Origin of the sequence: Legionella busanensis, assembly GCF_900461525.1 — a bacterium.
GTDB classification, from domain to species: domain Bacteria; phylum Pseudomonadota; class Gammaproteobacteria; order Legionellales; family Legionellaceae; genus Legionella_C; species Legionella_C busanensis.
This window is the reverse complement of record NZ_UGOD01000001.1, coordinates 1,772,162-1,795,794: the sequence shown is the minus strand read 5'-3', so window position 1 is coordinate 1,795,794 and position 23,633 is coordinate 1,772,162. Positions and strand designations below refer to the sequence as shown.

The window sequence follows — 23,633 nt, the reverse complement described above, 5'->3', positions numbered from 1 at the left end:
AAATAATATTTTCTTTTGAATTTACTATTATTATCCTTAATTAGTAGTTTATTTCAGGCGCTGTTTTTACCCATGCCCGCAATACTTCAGCAACACTCCAAGCTTGCGCTAGGCAGCCACGGGGCGTATAGGGTTCTGCAGCATCAAATACTTCACTAATGGAGCCCACCCCTGAGTCTTCTAAATGCTGTTCAAAGCCTATTAAAAATTCGCGTGCTTTGGTGCGTTCATGTGGATAGGCTTTAATCCAGGCATCAATAAAGGGCCCAATTAGCCATGCCCAGACTGTACCTTGGTGATAGGCAGCATCTCGTGCTCTTAAATCCCCATCGTAACGGGGTTTATAATCAGGATGGTTAGGCGCTAGGGAACGTAGCCCATAGGGCGTTAATAATTCATCTTTACAGCGATGTATGACATCTATCCAACGTTTTCTATCCAAAACAGGATAACTTAATGCAATTGCAAAAATTTGATTGGGACGTAATGCATCATCGTGACCAACTTCACCTTCTATCACATCATAAAGGTAGCGCTTATTAGTGATCCAAAATTTTTGATTAAATGTTTGATAAACTCGCCTAGCTAATTTTTTATAATGTTGACTGGCTTGTTTATCATTATGCTCAGTCCATTCCTCCATTAATTTTAGCGCATTATACCATAAGGCATTGATTTCAACGGCTTTACCACGCCTAGGTGTTACCACCCAATCACCTACCTTAGCATCCATCCATGTCAGTTGGTAACCTTCTTTTCCTTGTTTGATTAAGCCATCTTTAGAATCCATTCCAATATTGAAGTGAGTTCCTTTCTCATGACATTCAATAATTTTTTTAAGGGTAGGTAGAAAGTAAGGTAATTCGAAATAATCATTAGTAATTGCTAAATAACGGTCAATAGCGTGAAAAAACCATAAAGTTGCATCGGCTGTATGATATAACCCTTCATTCTCGCCTTCTGGAAACATATTAGGAATAAGGCCGTCTTTTACATAATGGGCAAATGTTTTTAATATCCATAATGCTTCTTTATGACGTCCTGTACATAAGGTTAATCCTTCTAAAGAAATCATGGTATCCCGGCCCCAATCGGTAAACCAATGATATCCCGCAATAATGGTATGTACTTCATTCCCTTCCGCGTGGGCTAAAATGCTATCTTTAGTGCGGGTTAGTGGTGTAATAATAAATTTATCAGCTGCAAGGATTAGTTCAGCACCCATGCCATCTTTAGCGGTTTGTGAAGCTAATGCTAATAAGTGCTTGCGCCGCGAATATTCAGCAGCAAAAGCCATATCCGGCTTCAGTGCAGAGATAATTTCCCAGCTCTCCGTTGACGCAACAAAGGTCGCCGAATTTCCTTTAGCTAAATCTAGACTAAAATAGCCAGGTGTCCATAAGTTCCCCAAAAACTCATAACCTCGTGTTTCTTCCATTCGAAAGTAAGCATCGGGGATTAAGTAGCTTTGTAAAATGAATTTAATATTTTTACCATGTAAAAAGAGCCGTACATAAAGGTAATCATCGAGGGTTATTTCATAACGGTTTTCAATAGTAAAAATTCGGTATGGAGATTGAGTCTGCTGATTAACAGGCGCTTCATGCGAGCGAAAATGAAAAGAGGGTTGAATCTTTAAGCGAATATTATTAGCCCCTTCAATGAGCCTATAGGTGATTTGTACGGTATTTTGAAGATAAATAAGGATAATTCGCTTTTCAATAACAATACCATTAATATTGTAACGCCATACAGGTAGGCCGTAGTCTAAGTAAAACTCTTGTAAGTAGCTCATGCCAGTTAATGATATATTACCGTTGCCTCTTTCATGGCAGCTAATTATAAACAGTTCACCGTTTTCTGTTGTAATTTCTTCATGAAGATGATTCAACATGATTGTCCGCCCATAAGGAGGAGGTAGAGCAGCAATTAAATAGCCATGATATTTACGAGTAGTAATACCAGCTACGGAATTAGAGGCATAACCACCTAAGCCATTGGTTATAAGCCACTCACCACGTAATAGCTTCTCCGCATTATTTATTGGGCTATCTTTTCCCTCATACTTAGCAATAGGGTGATGCCTAATTATCTGCTCCATTAAGTTAACTCTTTAGGCTTTAAAATCATTGTACAAAACCCAGGTATATACCAATTATCTTTAATATTAGGACGAATTGTGCCATGGCCACCATATTTAGGATCCTCGCTGGACCAATATAATTCCCAATAGCAATGAATTGGCGGAGCCAATAAGGGCTCTGGTGCTGGATCTAAATTTAAGTCTGTGCCTAAATTTATAATCATTAATCGGTCACCTTCACTGCTAAAAAAACGAATAACAAAAGCCTGAGGTGATAATACAGCACCATCGATTTGTTTAGTCGTATGGCTATTAAAAACTTTATCACTTTTTCTAAGCGCAATTAAATCTTTATGGAGTTGATACCAAGTAGCATTTTTTTCTCTTTCTGATAAATCTAATTTGCTGTTAATAAAGGTTTCTTTAACAATTGGATTAGGTAGAGAAGCGCGTACTTCAGGAGTACGTACGCTAGGAAATTGTCTGAAAAATTCAAGACGGCCTTGATATACTTTTTTTGCTATTTCAGGTTTATGATCGGCAAAATAATTAAAGGGACTGGAAGTTGCAAACTCTTGGCCTTGAAATAACAAAGGTGTTTGAGGAGAAAGCAATAAATAAGCTGTCATAGCACGCAATGAGGAGGGATTAGTTTTTTTATGAATTCGCTTTCCATAAACAGAGTTTGCGATTTGATCATGATTTTCTAAAAAATGAATAAAGCAAGTTGGCGCTAGATCAAAAGTTGGTTTACCTCGTGTTTTTTTTTGCCATTTATACCATTGACCTTGATATAAAAAGCCATACTTAATAACTGAAATAAATTCTTGTGGACAACCAGTATAATCGGTGTAGTAAGCTTCGCGCTTGCCAGTTAGAAGCACTTGTGCGGTATGGTGAAAATCATCATTCCAGAGCGCATCAAAGCCTAACCCACCTTGCGCTATTGCTCTTAAATAATCAGTATCTTGAGGCTCATTTTCAGCAATTAAATAAATAAAACGTTTAGGTGCTGTTTGTCTTATAACTACATTTATTTCTTGTAAGATATGTATTTTGGAGGTGTCATAAATATTTTGTGAAGCATCAATTCTTAAGCCATCAAAATGAAACTCATCTATCCAATACTTCGCATTGGCAAGGAAGTATTCTCTTACTTCTGCCGCATCCTCATCAAAATTAATGGCTTCTCCCCAGTCAGTACTGTATTTATTAGAGAAATAGCCATCAGAAAATTGCCTTAGATAATTACCATCTGGCCCTAAATGGTTATAAACAACGTCTAAAATAACGCTAATATTTAATTCATGAGCACGATTAATAAAATAACGTAAATCATCAGGTTTTCCATAAGTATGCATAGGTGCAAATAAATCCACACCATCATAGCCCCAGCCAAATTCACCAGCAAATTCTGCAATAGGCATCATTTCTATCACTGTAATGCCTAAATCGGCTAAATATTCTAAATGGTTAGCTGCACTTAAAAAGGTCCCTTCTTGAGTAAAAGTCCCTATGTGCATTTCATAAATAATAGCGTCTTCCTTTTTTACTCCTCGCCAGCGTTGATCCGTCCACTTAAATTTTTTAGGATTCACAATTTCCGAAGCGTTATGAGGGCCTTTTGGTTGGTATTTCGATGCAGGATCGGGGTATATTTTTGTGTCCTTATCAAGCTGAAACCCATATAAGTCACCTTCTTTAGCTTCATTAGTAAAAATAGAAAAATAGCCATTGCCTTCAGAGGTTAATTGAAGTGAATGATCCTTATTGTTATTTAATATGAGGCTTATTTTATTTCTTTTAGGCGCCCAGACTCTAAAATGAACACCTTTGTTGATAAACTCTGCACCGATTGGCATTCGTCGCTTGTCAAGGTATTCTCTAGGCGTCATCAATATCCTTATTACTTTAATTAATTAAAATTATAAACATTTTTTTATGAGAAGGGTAACCTTAGCCCAGGCATTAAATTTGACAAAGATAGCGATCTTTAGGCTGCCTGCATTAAGAAATTAAGTGCAAGCAGACCTTATAATGATTTATGGAATGGTAATACTATTTTATAGAAAAGCCTCAACTATTAATGTATATCATTATCCATACGTCTTTTACCGAAAGATTTTTGCTTCATCATTTTCCATAAAAATGCTAATAATGCTAAACGCATTGAATTTCTTGCCCATCGCATCATGATAACCTCCAATGTTAAGAATATATCAACCTAGCTGTTGATATTTTTTCTATCTCCTTTAAAAAAATAGGTTAGGATAGAGGAAATTGCAAATTTTGCCCTATGTAATTTGTTTCTCTGATTTAACAAGATATATCTACTTAGTTTAGAGAATAAGTTGTTGATGGCTCTATTTGAATATTAATTTCATTTGCTGAAATATTCGTTAAATAAAGGCAGGCTTCATCAATAAATAAAGGTTTATGTGGCGTTGATTTTTCACTACTTGTTTTTTCTTGCTTAGGAGCTTGTGCTATTTCAGATTTAGCTATATTAAGGTTTTCTACCATTTGTAAGTAGCTTTCAGTTAAAGGGCAATCTGGTTTATCCTTGGAAAGGTTTACGCTTGCCCAAGCATTTAAGGATTGAATACTAAATATTAAACTAATTATGGCCGCACTTGTTAAGATGGCGAAGCCAGATAAAGGAAAAATCATGCTAAAAGTAATGGATAAAGCTGTTACAAAACTAGTGGCTGTAGTTAATAAAGCATATTGTAAATAGTTTGCTTGCCTTTTTGCTGAATATTCTTGATCTTGTGGTGGATGTTTCCATTTATGATATTCTGCAATACACCAAAATGTATTACCGGCTGCATATAGCCAAACTGCTGGAATAGCGACAAAAGGCGAGGTAAGAGCAATAAAAAAGCAAATTATTGCAGCTGCGCCCAATGTAGCAGCAACTTTATGTTGGGTTGTAAATGATGTAAATCCATACCAAAAGCCAGAATGCTTGTCTGAATGTGGATTAATAAAACTTGCAACCAACCAAAGTAAATATCCTGTTAAATAACAAGCTAATGAAAAAATAGACGTAATAAATGAGAAAAAATAAAAAGGAAGAAGTTGTAACTTAGCTGTAGCGAAACCTAGAAAAAAAAATAAACTGCTAAACTTATTTAAGTATTTTCCATAGCTCATTTAAAACTACCCTGTAATAAAAGCTTTTATTGATTATTGATAATAGCTTTAGCATATAAGTTCCTTAAAAGAAAGGAGATATGCGCATATATTGCTAAATTAATGTAAGTTCAACCTAAACGATTCGAAGGCTCTTTTATGTCGCTAAACGTTGTCCATTAAAATGTGAAATATTTGTAGAGGCTTCAAGAGCCAGCCACCTCACGGGATCTTAGCTACCAGCTGCGGAAAGTAGGTATAAATCAGCTTTAATTATTTAGGGCAGCTAACTATTTTAATTTCTACCAAACTTTTATTCCTGGTAATAGCTCAGATAACAATGACAACTTAAGGATTTTGTCATTTCCGCGAAGGCGGAAATCTGTCTTTACACTTGCACTGTGCCTACATAGAAATGGATTCCCGCCTACGCGGGAAAGACAGGGCTGTTTGTTAAGTTACCGCCATTAAGTGATCATTATTATTGCCTTGCTATCGCTGCCTTAAGCCCTTTAATCTTCACCTACGTTTCCCGACTTGTTCGCGGGATCTAAATTAAACATAAATAAATTCTGCATAAAATATAATTTTATAATTTTTCTTTAATTCATGAGTAAGCAAGAGTAGGCTTAAGGGGTAAAGTAACATGAACTCGCAAACCACCTTTTGGTCGATTAAGTGCTATGATAGAGCCCTGATGTAATTGTATCGCTTTCTCAGCGATAGACAAACCTAGGCCATAACCACCTGTCTTCTTTTCTCGGGATGTATCAACTCGATAAAATGGACTAAATATATTTTTTAATTGGTCCTCTGGCACGCCTGGACCGCAATCATCAATATCAATAAATAGAGCTGTTTTTTCTATGTTAGTTGATAAAGAGATAGTTACTTTTTTATCAGGAGGTGAGTAACGCATAGCATTTCTGACTATATTTTCAAGCGCTCGATGCATAAGGCGTTCATCGACTAATAATTCATAATTTTCTGCAGAAACTAATTGAACTTTATCCTGATCTTCACCAAATTCAAAGTTAGCATCTTCGATAATTCGATTCACTAAGTCTAAAATATTAACATGTGTTTTATTAAGTTCTTCTGTTGAGCGATCAAGTCGAGCAAATTGTAAAATCTCACCAATTAAGTTATTTAAACGTAGACATTCAACTTCCATACGGCAGAATTCAATATCAGCCGTGGGTGATGCTTTTTTTCGGCCTAATTCAATAGCAATTTGTAAGCGGGCTAAAGGTGAGCGTAGTTCATGAGAGATGTCTTGTAACAAACGCTCCTTAGAGCTAATTAGGCTTTCTAATTGTTCTGCCATCCTATCAAATTCATTGCTTAATTGAGCAATTTCATCGCGATAATGCCCTTTAAACTGGCCAACTCGGGTATTTAATTTCCCCGTTGCGATTGATTTTGCAGCCATTCCTAAAGAGCGTAAAGGTTGGGTTAAATAGAGCGAGAGTAGGTAGCAAATCAGCCCACTAATGAAAATAGCGATAGTTAGACGGATAGTTAAACCTGCCCAAGGTATAACAACAAAGTGAGAAAGCGGTTTTTCACTAACAGCGGCTAACCGATAAGCTTTGCCTGAGGTGGATAAAATCTCATGACTTATAATTAAATTTCCAAATTTAAGTAATCCTTCATCAAGCTCTTCATTAACTAAATCAGACGCAATTTGTTTAATTTCTAAAGGAGGCGCGGAGTTACCTATTATTTCACCGGTACTGCATAATAGGTACAAAGTCATTTTTTTAGAAGCGCCAGTTTGAGCAAGCCATTTCTTTAAGGCTGCGTGTTGTCCTGATTCAAAAGTAGCTACAGCTGCATTAGCATAGCTATCCATAAAGACATGTTCACGTGCTGGTATCGAAGATTTTTGGGCAATTTCACTGGTTACCCAGGCTGTTGTAATAATGATGAGAATAGTTGCTAGCCAAAAAGATAGAAATATTTTCCAATATAAACTACGCATTAAACATATATCCAAACCCCCGGACAGTTTTAACGAGGGGCTCACCTTGATCATTATCACCTAACTTATTGCGAAGATTACTGATATGAACGTCAATACTTCGATCATAAGCTGTATACTTTCGACCTAGTGCATATTCAGTTAACTCTTCTTTCGAGAATGCTTGACCTGGTGATTTTATTAACATTTCTAAAATATTAAATTCTGCATTAGTTAACTCCATAGGTTGCCCATGATGGGTTGCTAATCTTTTAGAACAATCAACTACAATATTATGTAGCTCAATAATGGGTCGTTGTGCGGGTATTTTTTGAGTTCGACGTAAAATTGCCCGTAGTCTGGCAACTAATTCCCGTGGATTGCAAGGCTTAGGTAAATAATCATCTGCCCCAATTTCTAAGCCAACGATGCGATCAATATCATCACCACGAGCAGTAAGCATTAGTACAGGTGTTTCCAGATGTTCACGGATAGCCTTTAACACTTCAAAACCATTTAACCTAGGTAACATCACATCTAAAATAATCGCATCAAAAGATTGATTTAAAGCTTTCTTGACAGCACTTTCTCCATCATGAACACAAATAACGTTAAAACCTTCTGGTTCAAGATATTGTTCTAATAAATCAGTAAGCTCTATATCATCATCAACAATTAAAATGTTACTGTTCATTTAATAATTAACCCTCGGTTTGATTTAGTTTTAACGAGAAATATTGGACATTTTATCCTTTCTGTTTGGAAAAGGTAGGTAAATTGTCTTGATATAAGCTATCTGTTGTATCAACAGTATTAGTGCGTTTATCAAAACAACTTAATAATTTAATTCGTCTTGCATCCGCATTAATAACTTTAAATTCAAATTGATCGATGATAGTTACTTCGCCTCGTTTAGGTAGGTAACCAAAATTAGCCATAACAATACCGCCAATTGTATCATAGATTTCATCACTAAAGTGTGCACCTAAATACTCATTAAATTCTTCAATAGGCATGTGAGCTTTAATAATATAATGTGAGTCGCCATGTTCCTTAATATAGGCTTCTTCGTCAACATCAAACTCGTCTTCTATATCGCCAATTATTTGTTCAATAATATCTTCAATGGTTACAAAGCCATTGACTGTACCATATTCATCAACCACCAAGGCCATATGATTACGATTGCTTCGAAAGTCACTTAAAAGAAGATCTAAACGTTTACTTTCCGGTACGAAAGTTGCTTGTCGGACAATATCACTTAAGTCAAACTCACCAGCATTATTTGCATAAAACTTTAACAAATCCTTAGCATGTAAAATGCCGATAACATCATCAGGATTATCGCCTGTTACTGGGAATCGAGAGTGGCCAGAACTTGTTACAATTTCTATTACCTTTTCAAAATTATCATCTTGTGAAATGGTTGTCATTTGCTTTTTAGGCAACATAATATCTCGTACTTTCATTTGCGAGAATTGAATAACGCCCTCAATCATGCCTAATGTTTCAGCATTAATAAGTGAGCGAATTTGAGCATCACGTAATAAGCTAATTAATTCTTCCTGATTTTGTGGCTCAACTTGCAGGAATTGTTTTAAACGCATAAACCACGAATTAGCATCGTCTACTTTATTCACAAATCGCATCCTCTTGTTGATAGGGATTAGCATAACCTAAGGTTGCTAATAATTTAATTTCCATCTGTTGCATTATATGAGCTTCTTTCTCTTTAATATGATCATATCCTAATAAGTGAAGTACACCATGGATGACAATATGTGCCCAGTGAGCTTCTAGCTCTATTTCTTGCTCTTTACTTTCTTGTTCTAAAACGTCTGGGCAAATGACAATATCGCCTAAAAAAGGGCATTCTAATTGAATTTCTTTAGGTAAATTACTTGGAAAAGCCAAAACATTAGTTGGTTTATCTTTTTTTCGATAATTTTTATTTAATTCAGCGATTTCTTGTATTTCAACAAGCCGTAACGTTAGTTCTGCTGTTTCATTTAATTCTCTTAAAGTAAGATTAACCCAATCACATAAAATATTTTCAACAATAGGTAGAGGTTTTTTGCAGGCAACCTGAATGTCAATATATTTGTCTAAATCTAAACAACAATCATCCATTTTTCCCCTCCGCTTCTTCATCATAACTCTCTACAATACGAGAAATTAATGGATGTCTGACCACTTCACGACTAGTAAATGTATGAATGCTAATTTCATTTAAATCTTTAAATAGGTTAACAGCATGGGAAAGTCCTGATTGAGTTCCTTTGGGTAAATCGACTTGAGTCATATCACCCGTTACAACTGCCTTAGAACCAAATCCCATTCGGGTAAGAAACATTTTCATTTGCATAATCGTAGTATTTTGCGCTTCATCTAAAATTATAAATGCGTCGTTTAACGTTCGTCCGCGCATAAAAGCAAGGGGAAGAATTTCAATGACATCATTTTGAATTAATTTTTGTGCCTCTTTAAATCCTAACATTTCATAAATTGCATCATAAATAGGCCGTAAATAAGGAAGAACCTTTTCAACTAAATCACCCGGTAGAAAGCCCAGTTTTTCACCTGCTTCAACTGCTGGCCTGACAAACACTAGACGTTGTACTTCGCCTTTTTCAAAACATTCTATTGCTTTAGATACAGCGAGATATGTTTTACCAGTACCCGCAGGCCCTACAGCAAAAATTATATCATTTTTATCAATACTGGTTAAGTATTCAGCTTGTTTACTATTCCTAGGTAAAATAACTTTTCGACTTAATTTAATAGAATTAATTGTTCTCATAATAGTTTCATTGTCCTCAAAAGTGAGTAGAGACTGTACAGTATCTGGGCTAATTGGCTGTTCAGCAAGGCGATATAACTCTTGAATAATAGATTTTGCACGGAGTAAATTGGCAGGAGAGTTAGTATGTAAAATCAATTTGTTTTGCTGAATTTTTATAGATAATTGCAGAGATTTCTCAAGTAAAAGAATATTTTCATGCAAAACGCCACATAAATTAGCCAAACGCTGCACATTTAAGTGAGGTAAGTAAACGTGTTCGCTTTGCGTTGTACTGCTCAATGGTATGTTAAAAATGGTTAGTTATTTACCTAAAGAATAGTTCAAAAACCTCCTTTTCTGCAAGTATTGAATAACATATTAAATATAAATTGCATAATAATGTAATGTATAATTACACTTATTCTTAAAATTAAAAACCAATAAGATAACGAAATCTTCTAATATTAATGTATGAAATTTAATGAAATAGATCTATGATTGACCTGCACTGCCACAGCTACTTTTCCGATGGTCTTCTTTCTCCTAAAGAGTTAATTGAGAAGGCTAATTCAATTAACTTGCGTGTGATGGCTTTAACTGACCATGATACTATTGAAGGTGTAAAGAATTTATTAAAAATAAAAAATGATTATTCTGTAAAAATTATCACCGGTATTGAATTTAGTACGCGCTGGAAAAAATATGATATTCATATCATTGGCTTAGGTGTAGATATTGCTAATTATTTCTTTAATGATTTAATTAATAAGCAAAATAATAACCGCATTAATCGAGCTAAAAAAATTTCAGAAAAACTAGCTGATATTGGTGTTAATAATGCTTTTGAAAGAGCTTGCCAGCTTGCTGGTCATGATAGAATTGGTCGACCACATTTTGCTAGATTATGCGTTGAAGACGCTAAAGCGATTGATATTCAAGCTGCTTTCAAGCAGTATTTGTGTCGAGGTAAGCCAGCTTACGTAGAAACACCATGGATTTCTGTTGCTGAAGCAGTAGAAGGAATAATTAAAGCCGGCGGGCAGGCTGTTTTAGCGCATCCATTAAAGTATCAGTTAACTCAAACTAAATTACGAGAGTTAATTAAAGAATTTAAGCAAGCAGGTGGTGAGGGATTAGAAGTAGTATCAGGAAATATAAGCTTAGATCAAATGAATAATGTTGTTGCCCTTTGTAGGTATTTTGAATTATTAGCCTCAACCGGTTCAGATTATCATGGTGATTCCTTATCTCGTATTTCTCTTGGACGACAACCACAACTACCGCTAAACTGTACGCCTATTTGGCATAACTGGAATATCTGATAGGGGACTATATGAGCCAATTTTTTGCAATTCATCCTGATAATCCGCAGGCACGTTTATTAAGACAGGCTGCAAAGATTATTGAAGATGGGGGCTTAATTGCTTACCCAACCGACTCGGGTTATGCATTAGGCTGTAAGCTGGCTAATAAAAGTGCTTTAGAGCGAATAAGGCTTTTAAGGCATTTAGATAAAAATCATAATATGACCTTAGTGTGTCGTGATCTGTCGCAATTGGGTACTTATGCCCGCGTTTCAAATCCTATATTTCGTTTATTAAAAGCCTTTACTCCTGGTTCTTATACCTTTATTTTACAAGCGACCCATGAGGTTCCTCGATTAATGTTACACCCTAAACGACGAACATTAGGTCTGCGTATTCCTGACAATACCATTACATTAGCATTATTAGAGCATTTTCATGCACCCCTAATGAGTACATCATTAATCCTACCGGGTGCGCAGGCTCCCTTAAGTCAACCTGAAGCTATACAGGATATTTTAGGTAGTAGAATTGATTTAATTATTGATGGAGGGAATTGTGGTTATGAACCAACTACCGTGGTTGATTTAACAGGTGATTACCCCGCCATTTTAAGGGAGGGTAAGGGTGACCCAGAACCTTTTAGATAAAATTAATTTTCGCTGTACTTTAAATAGTGCTATTTTGAGGTTTTATGTCTGCTTTATTTAATTTAAATAAAAGAGTGGTTTCCGGTATGCGTGCCAGTGGTCGTTTGCATCTTGGTCATTATCATGGCGTACTGAAAAATTGGCTTACTTTACAACATCAATATGATTGTTATTTTTTTGTTGCTGACTGGCATGGTTTAACAACTCATTATGATGATCCTGGTTATATTGAGACAATCATCTGGGATATGATTATTGATTGGCTAGCCTGTGGAATTAACCCTAGTTTATGTAAGCTTTTTATTCAATCCTGGGTTCCAGAGCATGCCGAATTACATCTCCTCTTATCTATGATAACACCCCTTGGTTGGCTAGAGCGTGTTCCAACATTTAAAGATCAACAAGAAAAGTTACGTGATAAAGATCTTGCTACTTATGGATTCTTAGGGTATCCCTTGTTGCAAAGTGCAGATGTGTTACTTTATAAGGCATCGTATGTTCCCGTAGGAGAAGATCAAATATCTCATATTGAGCTTATTCGTGAAATAGCTCGTCGTTTTAATTTTTTATATGGTCGTGAACCTAATTTTGAAGCGTTAGCTCAAGAAGCCATAACAAGAATGGGGAAAAAAAATAGCAAATTATATACTGAATTACGAAAGCAGTTTCAGCAAGATGGTAATTTTGATGCATTAAATACAGCACAAGCGCTTCTAACTAATCAACATAATTTATCTTTAGGAGACAAAGAACGACTTTTAGGCTACTTAGATGGTTCTGGTAAAATTATATTGCCCGAACCCCAGCCCTTATTAACTGAAATGCCTAAAATGCCCGGAATTGATGGGCAAAAGATGTCAAAATCCTATAATAATACAATTAGCTTGAGAGAAGAGCCTGCATCTGTTGAACGTAAAATTTTGACTATGCCCACAGATCCCGCTCGAATCAAGCGAACTGATCCAGGTGAGCCAGAAAAGTGCCCAGTCTGGCAATTTCATAAAATATATTCTTCTGAGGACGTTAAAGATTGGGCTCAAACGGGATGTCGGACTGCTGGTATAGGATGTATAGAGTGTAAGCGGCCAATCATAGATGCTATTAATCAAGAATTAAAAACAATTCAAACATCTATTCAAGATTTTGAATCCGACTTTGGCTCAGTAAAGCAAATTATAGCCGAAGGTAGCGATGCGGCACGAGATGAGGCAAATAGAACACTAAAGGATGTACGTGAAGTGATGGGCCTTGATTACTAATGATTGCTGATAAAGAACAATTAGCGCCCACTATTGCAACTGTAAGCGGTAAACCGTTTACTCAAATGCCAGCTGACCTTTTTATTCCACCTGATGCTTTAGAATTATTATTAGAGTCATTCAGTGGACCTTTTGATTTATTGTTATATTTAATTCGGCGACAAAATATCGATATTATGGATATTCCAATTGCTATAATAACAGAGCAATATATGCATTATATACAGCTAATGGCGGAGAATCGCTTAGAGTTAGTAGCTGAGTATTTAGTCATGGCAGCCATGCTTGCAGAAATTAAATCAAGGCTTTTATTGCCTAAAAATCCTAGTTTGGTTGAAGAAGCGGAAGCAGATCCGCGACTTGCATTAGTACAGCAATTGCAACGTTACGAACAATTTAAGCAAGCTGCTGAACTGTTAGATGCTTTACCACGTTGTGAGCGTGATAACTTTCGTTTTGATATAAAATCGCAAGGATTATCACATGTTATTTACCATCCTGAAGTTTCCCTGCTCAATTTAATGAAAGCGATGCTAGGGTTAATCGAACAACAAAACCATAAAGGTACGCATCGTATTACTAAAGAGACACTCTCAGTTAAAGAACGCATCCTCTGGGTTTTAGAAAAAGTACATAAAGATAAATCTACTACCTTTGTTGAACTTTTAATTTTTAAAGAGGGGCGTATGGGGATTATAGTCACTTTATTGGCTATTTTAGAATTAGCTAGACAAACGCTCTTAACTATTACGCAAATAGAGAACTTCTCTTCTATCCGGCTTGAGAGGCAAAGTAATGACTAATAATGAATTAAAAAACATTATTGAAGCCCTGTTAATGAGTTCGGAAAACCCTTTAACACTTGATCAAATCATAGATACTTTTGAAATTTGGCAAAAACCTGCTCACAATTTAATTAAAAAAATTTTGCATGAATTAGATTTAGACTATGCTAACCGCTCAATCGAGCTAGTAGAACTTGCAAGTGGTTATTGTATTCAAACTCGAGCACAATATGGCCCCTGGATAAGTCGTCTCCAAGCTGATAGACCACCTAAATATTCAAAGGCTTTATTAGAAACCTTAGCCATTATTGCTTACCAACAACCCGTGACTCGTGCTGATATAGAAGCAATTAGGGGCGTTAGTGTAAGTACTTCAATATTAAAGACATTACTTGAGAGGGAGTGGATAAGGGTTGGTGGTTATCGGGATGTACCTGGAAAACCAGCTGTTTATATAACTACCAAGCAATTTTTAGATTATTTTAACTTATCAACGATTGAACAATTACCTCCTTTAGAAGACAATACCGCGCTTACAGATAGCTCACAAATATTTGCCAAAGAGTACACTTAATTATGACCGCTGAAAGATTACAAAAGATATTGAGCCAAGCAGGATTTGGTTCTAGAAGGGAAATGGAACGCTGGATTGAACAAGGATTAGTTCGTGTAAATGGGCAAATAGCAAAATTAGGAGATAGTGCTACAGCCAATGATAAAATTAATGTAAAAGGTAAGTTAATTAATAATCCTTTAAAAAGACAATTAAAAACTAGAGTTTTAATTTATCATAAGCCAGTTGGAGAAATTTCAAGCCGTCATGATCCTAAGCATGAACGAACTGTGTTTGATAAGTTACCTAAATTGCGCCAAGGTCGCTGGGTCCAGGTTGGCCGGTTAGATATTAATACATCAGGATTATTATTATTTACCACTAATGGCGAGCTAGCTAATAAATTAATGCATCCTAGTTTTGGTTTAGAAAGAGAGTATGCTGTGCGTGTACATGGACAAGTAAGTCCAGAAATAATTAATAAATTATTAAAGGGAGTAAAGCTTGATGATGGATTTGCTCAATTTAAGCAAATTGAATTTAGAGGCGGGGAAGGGAGTAATACTTGGTATCACGTTACTTTAACCGAAGGCCGTAACCGCGAAGTAAGGCGGCTATGGATGTCACAAGGGGTTGAGGTAAGTCGATTAATACGTATTCGTTATGGTAATATTATTATGCCTCGATTCTTATCACGTGGTAGTTACCATGAATTATCAGCTCAAGAAATTGACTCTTTATTGAAATCGGTACCGAATTTATCAATAGATTAATTACTTTTAGATTAAACGAGTAAGTTTGATTAAAATTTAGTTATAATGCTGAAAAAAAATTGTTTATTTGATGTATGGTTATAATTGAGCCTAATTTTACAATTAAATCATCGCTTTAAAGTAGAGTTATAGAATGGGAAATAAGCGTCACTTAACCCGGGCACCTCAAGTCGCTCAAATTGAGAAATTTAGTCATGATGGGCGTGGCATTGCACGTATTAATGGTAAAACGACCTTTATTCAAGGTGCATTACCTGGCGAAACAGTCAACTTTCAATACACTAAAATAAAAAAAGATTTTGATGAAGGTAAAACGTTAACGGTAGTAGCTGCGTCTGCTATGCGTGCTGAGCCTCGTTGTCCGCATTATCAGGTTTGCGGTGGCTGTTCGTTACAGCATTTAAATGAGCATATGCAAATACAAGAAAAGCAATCATTACTACTCGATTTATTACAGCGTATCGCTCATATTAAGCCAGAAATTATTCTAGCTCCTCTTGCAAGTACGAGCTGGAATTATCGCAGTAAGGCACGTTTAAGCGTGCGTTACGTGGAAAAGAAAAAAGCTACATTGGTTGGTTTTAGAGAAAAAGATAACCCTCGTTATATTGCGGAGATTAATCAGTGCCCAATTCTACATACTAAAGTAGATAAACATATTCCTGATTTAAAACAATTAATTGATTCTTTAGATAACCCACATAGTATTGCTCAGATTGAAGTGGCTGCAGGTGATAAAGAAGTTGCTTTAATTTTACGTAATTTAGAGCCTTTAAGTGAAGCAGATAATGAAAGATTAAAACTATTTAGTAATAGCAGTGGCTTTACTTTATTTCTACAACCCGGTAATGCTTCGACAGTTACGCGTTTTTACCCAAAAGCTGATAATGATTTTTTAACCTATAGTTTATCTAATGAAGAAATAAAGTTTAAATTTCATCCTACAGATTTTACGCAAGTTAATGCCAGTTTAAATCAGTTAATGATTAACCAAGCCATGCAGTTAATGGATTTAAACGAAGATGATGTTGTACTAGATTTGTTTTGCGGTTTGGGAAATTTTTCTCTACCGCTTGCTAAGCGGTGCGCACGAGTCATAGGTATTGAAGGCAGTGAGGCTATGGTCTTAAGAGCAAAATTAAATGCACAAAATAATAGTATTACTAATACAGATTTTTACTGTGCTGATCTTGATAAGCCAGATAGTTTAAGGCAATTTCCGATAGGGAATGCTAACAAAGCATTAATTGATCCGCCACGCTCAGGTGCATTGGAAATTATTAAACAATTTGCTAATTTTAAAATTCACCGGCTAGTTTATGTTTCCTGTAATCCTGCAACCTTGGCTCGTGATAGTCATGTTTTGGTTAATGAGTTAGGTTATCATTTAAAAGCTGCAGGGGTTATGGACATGTTTCCACATACAGCCCATGTTGAATCTATTGCCCTATTTGAGAAAAGGTGAAGTATGGTTAAGGTTAAAGAAAGCACACCATGGATTACCGCAGATGGACAAGTTGACGTTGAGCAATGGTTATCTCAATTAGGGTCAAAAGGCTACTTTCAAGATTTAAATAAAATAAGGAATGCTTGTACCTTAAGTCAATTAGCCTGCCTTGATCATGCAACAGAATCAGGTTTTTCCTGTTTACAGCAAGGTTTATTAATGGCTGATATTCTAGCAGATTTAGAAGTCGACCAAGATACTCTAATTGCGGCTATTATTTTTGTTAGTGTCCATTATGCTGATTTATCCTTAGATGATGTAGAAGAACAGTGTGGTGCGCCCATTGCTAAGTTGGTTAAAGGCATTGAAAGAATGAATGCCATTAATATTTTGAAGCCTTTAAATGCTTATCAGCAAAATAAACATCAGCTCGATAACGTTCGTAAAATGTTGTTAGCAATGGTTGATGATGCGCGGGTTGTATTAATCAAATTAGCTGAGCGATTGTGTTTGTTACGTGCTTCTGCACAACTACCTGAAGCTTTATGTAAACAGATAGCTTCAGAAGCGATGGATATTTATGCCCCATTGGCTAATCGATTAGGTATTGGTGCTATTAAATGGGAGATGGAAGATTTAGCTTTTCGCTATCTCCATCCGGAAGAATATAAAGCAATTGCGAAAGGATTAAAGGCAAAGCGTTTAGAACGTGATAAGTATGTTGACGTCATTGTAGACGAACTTAACAAACGGATTAGAGAAGCAGGTGCAACACATTTTGCAGTGTATGGCCGGTCTAAGCATATTCATAGTATTTATCGTAAGATGACTAGAAAAAATGTCTCCTTAGATGAAATATATGATGCTACAGCAGTAAGGGTGCTGGTTGAAACGGTTGACCAATGTTATGACGTTTTAGTTATGGTTCATTCTTTATGGAAACAAATTCCTGCAGAGTTTGATGATTACATTAGCAATCCAAAACCAAATGGTTATCAATCTTTACATACTGCTGTAGAAGGGCCGGAAGGCCGTGTATTTGAAGTACAAATTCGTACATTTCAAATGCATGATTTAGCGGAAATGGGGGTTGCTGCGCATTGGAAATATAAAGAAGGCGGGCAAACTCGTAAAGAAAGCCATGAACGTAAGATTGAATGGTTACGCGATGTATTAGCTTGGCATAAGGAAATGGCAACCTCAAGTGGTGTATCTGAAGCCATGGAAAGGGAATTCTTAGAAGACAGAGTCTATGTCTTTACACCCGATGGCGACGTATTGGATTTACCAAATGGGGTGACGCCACTTGACTTTGCTTATCATGTTCATAGTCAAATTGGCCATCGTTGTCGAGGTGCAAAAGTTAATGGTGCTATAGTTCCTTTAACCTATGCCTTAAAAACAGGCGACCGTATTGAGGTTCTGACTGGTAAAGAAGAGCGTCCCTCTCGTGATTGGATTAACCCGCATCTTAATTATTTAAAAACCTCGAGAGCTAAGGCTAAGGTACTGCATTGGTTTAAGATGCAAGATTATGATAAAAACCGTGCAGAAGGTCAGGAAATACTAGATAAAGAATTAAAAAATTTAGGCATTAAAGCAGAGCGGCTGCATGATGTGGTTACTGCGTTTAATTTCAAGCGATTAGATGATTTGCTCGCAGCATTAGGCAGAGGCGATATTAAATTAGGCCAAATTTTACATCGCTTATCGCCGATAGAAGATATAGTGCCTGAACAAGTCATTGTAAAAGCAAAGCCACAGCCTATTCCAGAAACACGAGGCAGTGATTTAAAGATTGAGGGTGTAGGTAATCTGCTTACCACTATGGCTCGCTGCTGTCAGCCTTTACCGGGTGATGAAGTTGTTGGCTATATTACTATTGGTCGTGGTGTCTCTATTCATCGAAAAGATTGCCCCAATATTATTCACTCTAGCGAAAGGCAGCGTCAACGTTTAATTCAAGTTAGTTGGGGTAGTTCAACAAGGGATCATTATGTCGTTGATATTTTAATAAAGGCCTTTAATCGCCAAGATTTACTGCGCGATCTTACTGCTGTATTAGCTAATGAGCGTGCACATGTCTATGCTCTCCAAACTCAAAGTAGTAAGCACGATAACACAGCCTTTATTACCTTGACAGTCGAAATAGATGGATTAAATAGTTTATCTCGTTTATTAAATAAACTAGAGCGCGTTCCTAATGTGCTTGAAGCGCGCCGGCAAGTAGGTAGCTAAATTTAAATTATGGTAGAATAAGTCCTAAGGCTACTTCACGTTGCTCATTAAGTAAAATGTTATAAGTACGACAGGCTGCACCGATTGACATTGACTCTAAACTAATACGTTGATTAGATAACGTTTGTAGTAAGGAAATAGGGGCAAATTTTCCCTCTAGAGCGTGACCAATAATAATTACGTTAGGTGAAAGAGTTAATAAGGGTTTTAGACTTTCCTCGGTTAAATGCTGAATACAAGTTAGAGGCCAGTCTGTTATAACACCATATTTACTGACTATGATATTGTGCTCATAAATAACAGAATCAATTTTGACTTCTGTTTCGCTATAACCTTGAATAGCGTATTGATCACTATTTTCTAAACTGATATGCATCGTTTTGGCCATTAAATAATATTAATTGATTATAACACAGAGGTAAAATTATGAGTCAATTTTCGCGTATTAAGCGCTTACCGCCTTATGTATTTAATACTTTAACCCAATTAAAGGCAGAAGCACGAGCGCGCGGCGAAGATATTATTGACTTTGGCATGGGAAATCCAGATCAGCCTACGCCACCTCATATAGTCAATAAATTAATTGAAACAGTGAAACGTCCCGATACACATCGCTATTCTATGTCTAAAGGAATTCCCCGTTTACGACAAGCTATGGCTAATTGGTATAAGAAAAATTATGATGTTCATTTAGATTCTGAAAAACAAGTGCTTACTACAATTGGCTCAAAGGAAGGGTTAGCACATTTGGCTCTCGCAATTAGTGGACCGGGTGATACAGTCTTAGTGCCTGATCCTGCTTATCCCATTCATACCTATGGTTTTATTATTGCAGGTGCTAATGTTAAACAAATCCCTTTAATTGAAGAAAAACAGTTTTTATGCGCTATTGAAGAAGCTATTGAGCAAACATGGCCGCGTCCTAAAGCATTAGTTATTAACTTTCCCGCGAATCCAAGTACACACTGTGTTGATTATGCTTTTTTTGAAGAAGTTGTTTCTTTGGCAAAGAGGCATAAAATTTGGATTATTCATGATTTAGCATATGCAGATATTGTTTTTGATGGTTATAAAGCGCCTTCTATTTTACAAGTACCTGGAGCAATTGATGTTGCTATTGAAACTTATTCTTTATCTAAATCTTATAACATGCCTGGCTGGCGAGTCGGATTTGCATGTGGTAATGAGGAATTAGTTGCAGCGCTAACGCGTATAAAGTCTTATTTAGATTATGGTACATTTACGCCCATTCAAGTTGCGGCAATTGCTGCTTTAGAAGGGTCAGATGATTGTGTTAAGGACATTTGTAAACTTTATGAATGGCGACGTAATGTATTGTGCGAAGGCTTACAAGATTTAGGGTGGCAAGTAGAAAAGCCCAAAGCCACTATGTTTGTTTGGGCAAAAATTCCCCCCTTTTATCGCCATTTAGGATCTTTAGAATTTTCAAAATATTTATTGAAAGAGGCTTATATAGCTGTATCTCCAGGTATAGGATTTGGGCCGCAAGGAGATAGCTTTGTTCGTTTCGGATTAATTGAAAATAATCAGCGCATAAGACAAGCATTAAGAAATTTAAAAACTCTTTTTAAAAGGGACGGCTACGCTGAGGCAATTTAAACCCTAGTTGCTTTCTAAGTTTCTTAATTCAAGACAAGATTAGCGAAACTAAATCCTGGATTCTGCGAACAAGTCGCGGAATGTAAGCAAAGGTTAAAAGAGCTTAAGGCTGGAAGAGTAATAGATTACTTAATGGCAGCAACTTAAAACAATGCTGTTCTTCCCGCGTAGGCGGGAATCCATTTCTATGTAAGTACAGTGCAAGTTTAAGGATAGATTTCCGCCTTCGCGGAAATGACAAAATTCCTAAGTTGTTGCCAGTATCTAATCTATTACTAGGAATAAAAGTTTGGTAAATAGTTAACAGATCTAAGTGATTAAAGCTGCTTTATATTTACGTCCCGCAGCTTGTTCGCGGGCTTCAGCGATGTGGCTTAATGTTAGAACTTACGAACATGCTGCCGGATTTTAGTATAAAAAATAAATCATTAGATACTAAAAATAATATTTCTGCTACAACAAAACTGTTTTAATTGAAGGTAATTTAATATGGATGTAATTCTAGATGATAATAATTTCTCAACAGCACCACCAATTTCTAAGTCTTTAATTACGCAAGGTAATTTTGAATTAAACTTTTTAACAGTGCTGGGTTACGAGTCCAGCTCGCCTCCTTTAGGAGCTCTGCTAAAACAGTATTACCAATTAGAAGGAGAATGGCTTGTAGCATCGCCTATTTTCTGGCAAGCCAGCCATAATGATGCATTTGTTGTTGCAGCAAATAATGGATTAGAGTTAAGCGATGAAGAATCTCATGCTTGGTTTAAAGAAGTTGAACAATTTCTTCTGGAAGAGAATTTTTCTATGCATTACCATAATGCCTATACATGGTTAATTAACGCTACTAATAAACCACAGTTAAATAGCCAACCTGTACATCTTATAATGCATAAATCTTTAATGCCTTTTTTAGAGGAAATGGATAGCACACTTTATTGGCAGCGTATATTTACTGAGCTACAAATGTTTTTGACTAATCATACCTATAATTTACAACGAATGAATAAGCCTATCATTAATGGGTTATGGTTTTATGGTGGTGGACAGTTTGCACTAAATTCTAAAAAATTAATTATGACTAATGATGTTCAATATAGATCAGCTTTTTCTCAGTATATAAAACAGTTAGAATTAAATGAGCCTATTGATAACAAAAGTATTTTGCTGCTAAAAAATATAAGTCATAAGGATATTGAGCAGGTTGCTGAGTTGCTAAAAAATCGCACAGTGAACTGGTTTTGGAATAATACTGCATATCAAATAACGAAAAAGTATTGGTGGAATAAGTTATGGCGAGGATTAATGAATGCTAATTAAACAAAGGACTTTACCAGATTCATTGCCAACATTAGGCGGCATCTCACCAGTTTTGCAACGAATTTACGCAGCGCGTGGTATTACTGATGAAACTCAATTAGATAAGCGTCTACAGACTTTACTACCTTTTAGTCATTTAACTGGAATAGATAAAGCTTGTTTACGTCTTAAGACTGCCTTATATGAGCAGCAACGAATTTTAATTATCGGTGATTTCGATGCAGATGGCGCAACATCAACAGCTTTAGCCGTATCGGCCTTACGTAGTATGGGTGCGGCAAACGTTGAGTATTTAGTGCCGAATCGCTTTGAATATGGTTATGGTTTAACACCAGCTATTATTGAAGTAGCTAAAAAATGGAATCCAAACTTAATTATTACTGTTGATAATGGCATTACTAGTATAGAAGGTGTTGATGCTGCAAATGCGTCTGGCATTAATGTTATTATTACCGATCACCACTTACCCGGCGAGCTGTTACCACAAGCTTGCGCAATTGTTAACCCTAATCAGTTAGATGATCCATTCAATAGTAAAGCAATTGCTGGTGTTGGCGTTATTTTTTATGTCATGCTTGCATTGCGTAGGTATCTTGTAAATCATAATTGGTTTACAGAGCAATCTTTACCTGAACCTAATATGGCTCAACTTTTAGACTTAGTAGCCTTAGGCACTGTAGCAGACGTTGTTCCTCTTGATCAAAATAATCGAATCCTTGTTAATCAAGGTTTGGCACGAATTCGTCAAGGTTTATGCAGACCTGGTATTAAGGCATTAATAGAAATAACTAGGCGTGATTACTCACGTCTTCGCGAAAGTGATTTAGGTTTTGCGATTGCGCCTCGCTTAAATGCAGCTGGCCGTCTAGATGATATGTCTTTAGGCATTGAGTGTTTATTATGTGATGATTTTAATCAAGCGAAAAAATTAGCAGAGCATTTAGATGAATTAAATCAAGAAAGACGAGTGATTGAAGCTGAAATGAAAGAGCAAGCTTTAAGAGCAATTGAACAATTAACTCAGCAAATAGAATACTCGCAACAATTGCCTATTGCATTGTGTTTAATTGACCCTGCTTGGCACCAAGGCGTTATAGGTATTTTAGCTGGAAGGTTAAAAGATCGTTACCATCGTCCAGTTATTATTTTTTCAGTTGTGAGCGAAAATGAGATAAAAGGTTCGGCTCGTTCAATAGCAGCTTTAAATATTCGCGATGTATTGGCAGCTATTGATAAGAATCATGCAGGGCTTATTAGTAAATTCGGTGGGCATGCCATGGCTGCTGGCTTAAGCCTGCATCCTAACAATTTTAACACTTTTCGCCAAGCTTTTATTGCCGAGGTTGAAAAGCATATGGATGTCTCTCATTGTGAAGGATTATTACTAACAGATGGGCCCCTTGATATTCATGATCTTAATCTGGAAATGGCTACCTTACTTCAGCAAGCAGGACCTTGGGGGCAACAATTTCCTGAACCTTGTTTTGATAATGAATTTGAAATATTAGAACAACGTTTAGTGGGTCAGCATCATCTTAAATTAACGTTGGTGCACCATTTGGGCGGTGAACCTATGGATGCAATAGCGTTTAACGTGGATTTAGCAAATTGGCCCAATCATCGCGCAAAGAAAGTTCATGTTGCCTACAAATTAGATGTAAATGTTTTTCAAGGACGCTCAAAATTACAGCTTCTAGTAACGGCTTTGAAAGCTATATTGTGAG

20 protein-coding genes are annotated in these 23,633 nt (G+C 36.3%); 11 read left to right on the top strand and 9 right to left on the bottom strand.

Going from position 1 to position 23,633, the window contains the following annotated elements; genetic code table 11:
- Nucleotides 1–40 precede the first annotated feature (40 nt).
- The 8 genes from DYH30_RS08025 to DYH30_RS07990 all read right to left on the bottom strand — a co-directional run bounded on the left by DYH30_RS08025 (nucleotide 41) and on the right by DYH30_RS07990 (nucleotide 10,119).
- Nucleotides 41–2,101: an amylo-alpha-1,6-glucosidase gene (locus DYH30_RS08025; RefSeq protein WP_115331161.1), complete on the bottom strand. Its 2,061-nt coding sequence runs from the start codon at nucleotides 2,099–2,101 to the stop codon at nucleotides 41–43.
- On the bottom strand, nucleotides 2,101–3,978 hold the full coding sequence (treZ, locus tag DYH30_RS08020) for a malto-oligosyltrehalose trehalohydrolase (RefSeq protein WP_115331160.1): 1,878 nt from the start codon (nucleotides 3,976–3,978) through the stop codon (nucleotides 2,101–2,103). The genes DYH30_RS08025 and treZ overlap by 1 nt, the downstream gene beginning before the upstream one ends.
- Before the next feature lie 439 nt (nucleotides 3,979–4,417).
- Nucleotides 4,418–5,239: a hypothetical protein gene (locus tag DYH30_RS08015; protein ID WP_115331159.1), complete on the bottom strand. Its 822-nt coding sequence runs from the start codon at nucleotides 5,237–5,239 to the stop codon at nucleotides 4,418–4,420.
- A 586-nt stretch (nucleotides 5,240–5,825) separates the two neighbouring features.
- On the bottom strand, nucleotides 5,826–7,202 hold the full coding sequence (cpxA, locus tag DYH30_RS08010; protein WP_115331158.1) for a two-component system sensor histidine kinase CpxA: 1,377 nt from the start codon (nucleotides 7,200–7,202) through the stop codon (nucleotides 5,826–5,828).
- Nucleotides 7,195–7,875: a two-component system response regulator CpxR gene (gene cpxR, locus DYH30_RS08005; protein WP_115331157.1), complete on the bottom strand. Its 681-nt coding sequence runs from the start codon at nucleotides 7,873–7,875 to the stop codon at nucleotides 7,195–7,197. Before cpxR ends, cpxA begins: the two co-directional genes overlap by 8 nt.
- 52 nt (nucleotides 7,876–7,927) lie before the next feature.
- Nucleotides 7,928–8,821, bottom strand: a complete 894-nt coding sequence (locus DYH30_RS08000; protein ID WP_165482108.1) for a CorC family transporter — start codon at nucleotides 8,819–8,821, stop codon at nucleotides 7,928–7,930.
- Entirely contained in the window at nucleotides 8,814–9,335 is a 522-nt protein-coding gene (gene ybeY, locus DYH30_RS07995) for an rRNA maturation RNase YbeY (RefSeq protein ID WP_242604652.1), read from the bottom strand. The genes DYH30_RS08000 and ybeY overlap by 8 nt, the downstream gene beginning before the upstream one ends.
- The gene (locus DYH30_RS07990) at nucleotides 9,304–10,119 is read right to left on the bottom strand and encodes a PhoH family protein (RefSeq protein ID WP_423202809.1); all 816 of its coding nucleotides are present in this window, start codon (nucleotides 10,117–10,119) and stop codon (nucleotides 9,304–9,306) included. The genes ybeY and DYH30_RS07990 overlap by 32 nt, the downstream gene beginning before the upstream one ends.
- 338 nt (nucleotides 10,120–10,457) lie before the next feature.
- Between DYH30_RS07990 and DYH30_RS07985 the strand changes: the two genes are divergently transcribed.
- The 8 genes from DYH30_RS07985 to relA all read left to right on the top strand — a co-directional run bounded on the left by DYH30_RS07985 (nucleotide 10,458) and on the right by relA (nucleotide 18,972).
- Nucleotides 10,458–11,285 carry a PHP domain-containing protein gene (locus tag DYH30_RS07985; RefSeq protein ID WP_115331154.1) on the top strand — a complete coding sequence of 276 codons (828 nt, stop codon included), beginning with the start codon at nucleotides 10,458–10,460 and terminating at the stop codon, nucleotides 11,283–11,285.
- A gap of 11 nt (nucleotides 11,286–11,296) precedes the next feature.
- Nucleotides 11,297–11,917, top strand: a complete 621-nt coding sequence (locus DYH30_RS07980) for an L-threonylcarbamoyladenylate synthase (RefSeq protein WP_115331153.1) — start codon at nucleotides 11,297–11,299, stop codon at nucleotides 11,915–11,917.
- A gap of 44 nt (nucleotides 11,918–11,961) precedes the next feature.
- The gene (locus DYH30_RS07975) at nucleotides 11,962–13,176 is read left to right on the top strand and encodes a tryptophan--tRNA ligase (RefSeq protein ID WP_115331152.1); all 1,215 of its coding nucleotides are present in this window, start codon (nucleotides 11,962–11,964) and stop codon (nucleotides 13,174–13,176) included.
- On the top strand, nucleotides 13,176–13,979 hold the full coding sequence (locus DYH30_RS07970; protein ID WP_115331151.1) for a segregation and condensation protein A: 804 nt from the start codon (nucleotides 13,176–13,178) through the stop codon (nucleotides 13,977–13,979). Before DYH30_RS07975 ends, DYH30_RS07970 begins: the two co-directional genes overlap by 1 nt.
- The gene (scpB, locus tag DYH30_RS07965) at nucleotides 13,972–14,535 is read left to right on the top strand and encodes an SMC-Scp complex subunit ScpB (protein WP_115331150.1); all 564 of its coding nucleotides are present in this window, start codon (nucleotides 13,972–13,974) and stop codon (nucleotides 14,533–14,535) included. Before DYH30_RS07970 ends, scpB begins: the two co-directional genes overlap by 8 nt.
- 2 nt (nucleotides 14,536–14,537) lie before the next feature.
- Complete coding sequence (gene rluB / locus DYH30_RS07960; RefSeq protein ID WP_115331149.1) at nucleotides 14,538–15,287, top strand: 23S rRNA pseudouridine(2605) synthase RluB; 750 nt, start codon at nucleotides 14,538–14,540, stop codon at nucleotides 15,285–15,287.
- A gap of 133 nt (nucleotides 15,288–15,420) precedes the next feature.
- On the top strand, nucleotides 15,421–16,752 hold the full coding sequence (gene rlmD, locus DYH30_RS07955; protein ID WP_115331148.1) for a 23S rRNA (uracil(1939)-C(5))-methyltransferase RlmD: 1,332 nt from the start codon (nucleotides 15,421–15,423) through the stop codon (nucleotides 16,750–16,752).
- Nucleotides 16,753–16,755: 3 nt separating this feature from the next.
- Nucleotides 16,756–18,972 carry a GTP diphosphokinase gene (gene relA / locus DYH30_RS07950; protein WP_115331147.1) on the top strand — a complete coding sequence of 739 codons (2,217 nt, stop codon included), beginning with the start codon at nucleotides 16,756–16,758 and terminating at the stop codon, nucleotides 18,970–18,972.
- 7 nt (nucleotides 18,973–18,979) lie between these two features.
- Here the strand turns inward: relA and DYH30_RS07945 are convergent, their stop codons facing one another.
- Nucleotides 18,980–19,348, bottom strand: coding sequence for an Mth938-like domain-containing protein (locus tag DYH30_RS07945; protein WP_115331146.1), 369 nt, complete (start codon nucleotides 19,346–19,348; stop codon nucleotides 18,980–18,982).
- A 50-nt stretch (nucleotides 19,349–19,398) separates the two neighbouring features.
- Between DYH30_RS07945 and alaC the strand changes: the two genes are divergently transcribed.
- From alaC to recJ, 3 genes are all read left to right on the top strand, one after another.
- The gene (gene alaC, locus DYH30_RS07940; RefSeq protein ID WP_115331145.1) at nucleotides 19,399–20,592 is read left to right on the top strand and encodes an alanine transaminase; all 1,194 of its coding nucleotides are present in this window, start codon (nucleotides 19,399–19,401) and stop codon (nucleotides 20,590–20,592) included.
- 489 nt (nucleotides 20,593–21,081) lie between these two features.
- Nucleotides 21,082–21,909 (top strand): hypothetical protein, encoded by an 828-nt coding sequence (locus DYH30_RS07935; protein WP_115331144.1) that lies wholly within the window; start codon nucleotides 21,082–21,084, stop codon nucleotides 21,907–21,909.
- A complete protein-coding gene (recJ, locus tag DYH30_RS07930; protein WP_115331143.1) occupies nucleotides 21,899–23,632 on the top strand; it encodes a single-stranded-DNA-specific exonuclease RecJ in 1,734 nt (577 codons plus the stop codon). Before DYH30_RS07935 ends, recJ begins: the two co-directional genes overlap by 11 nt.
- Nucleotide 23,633: the final 1 nt, after the last annotated feature.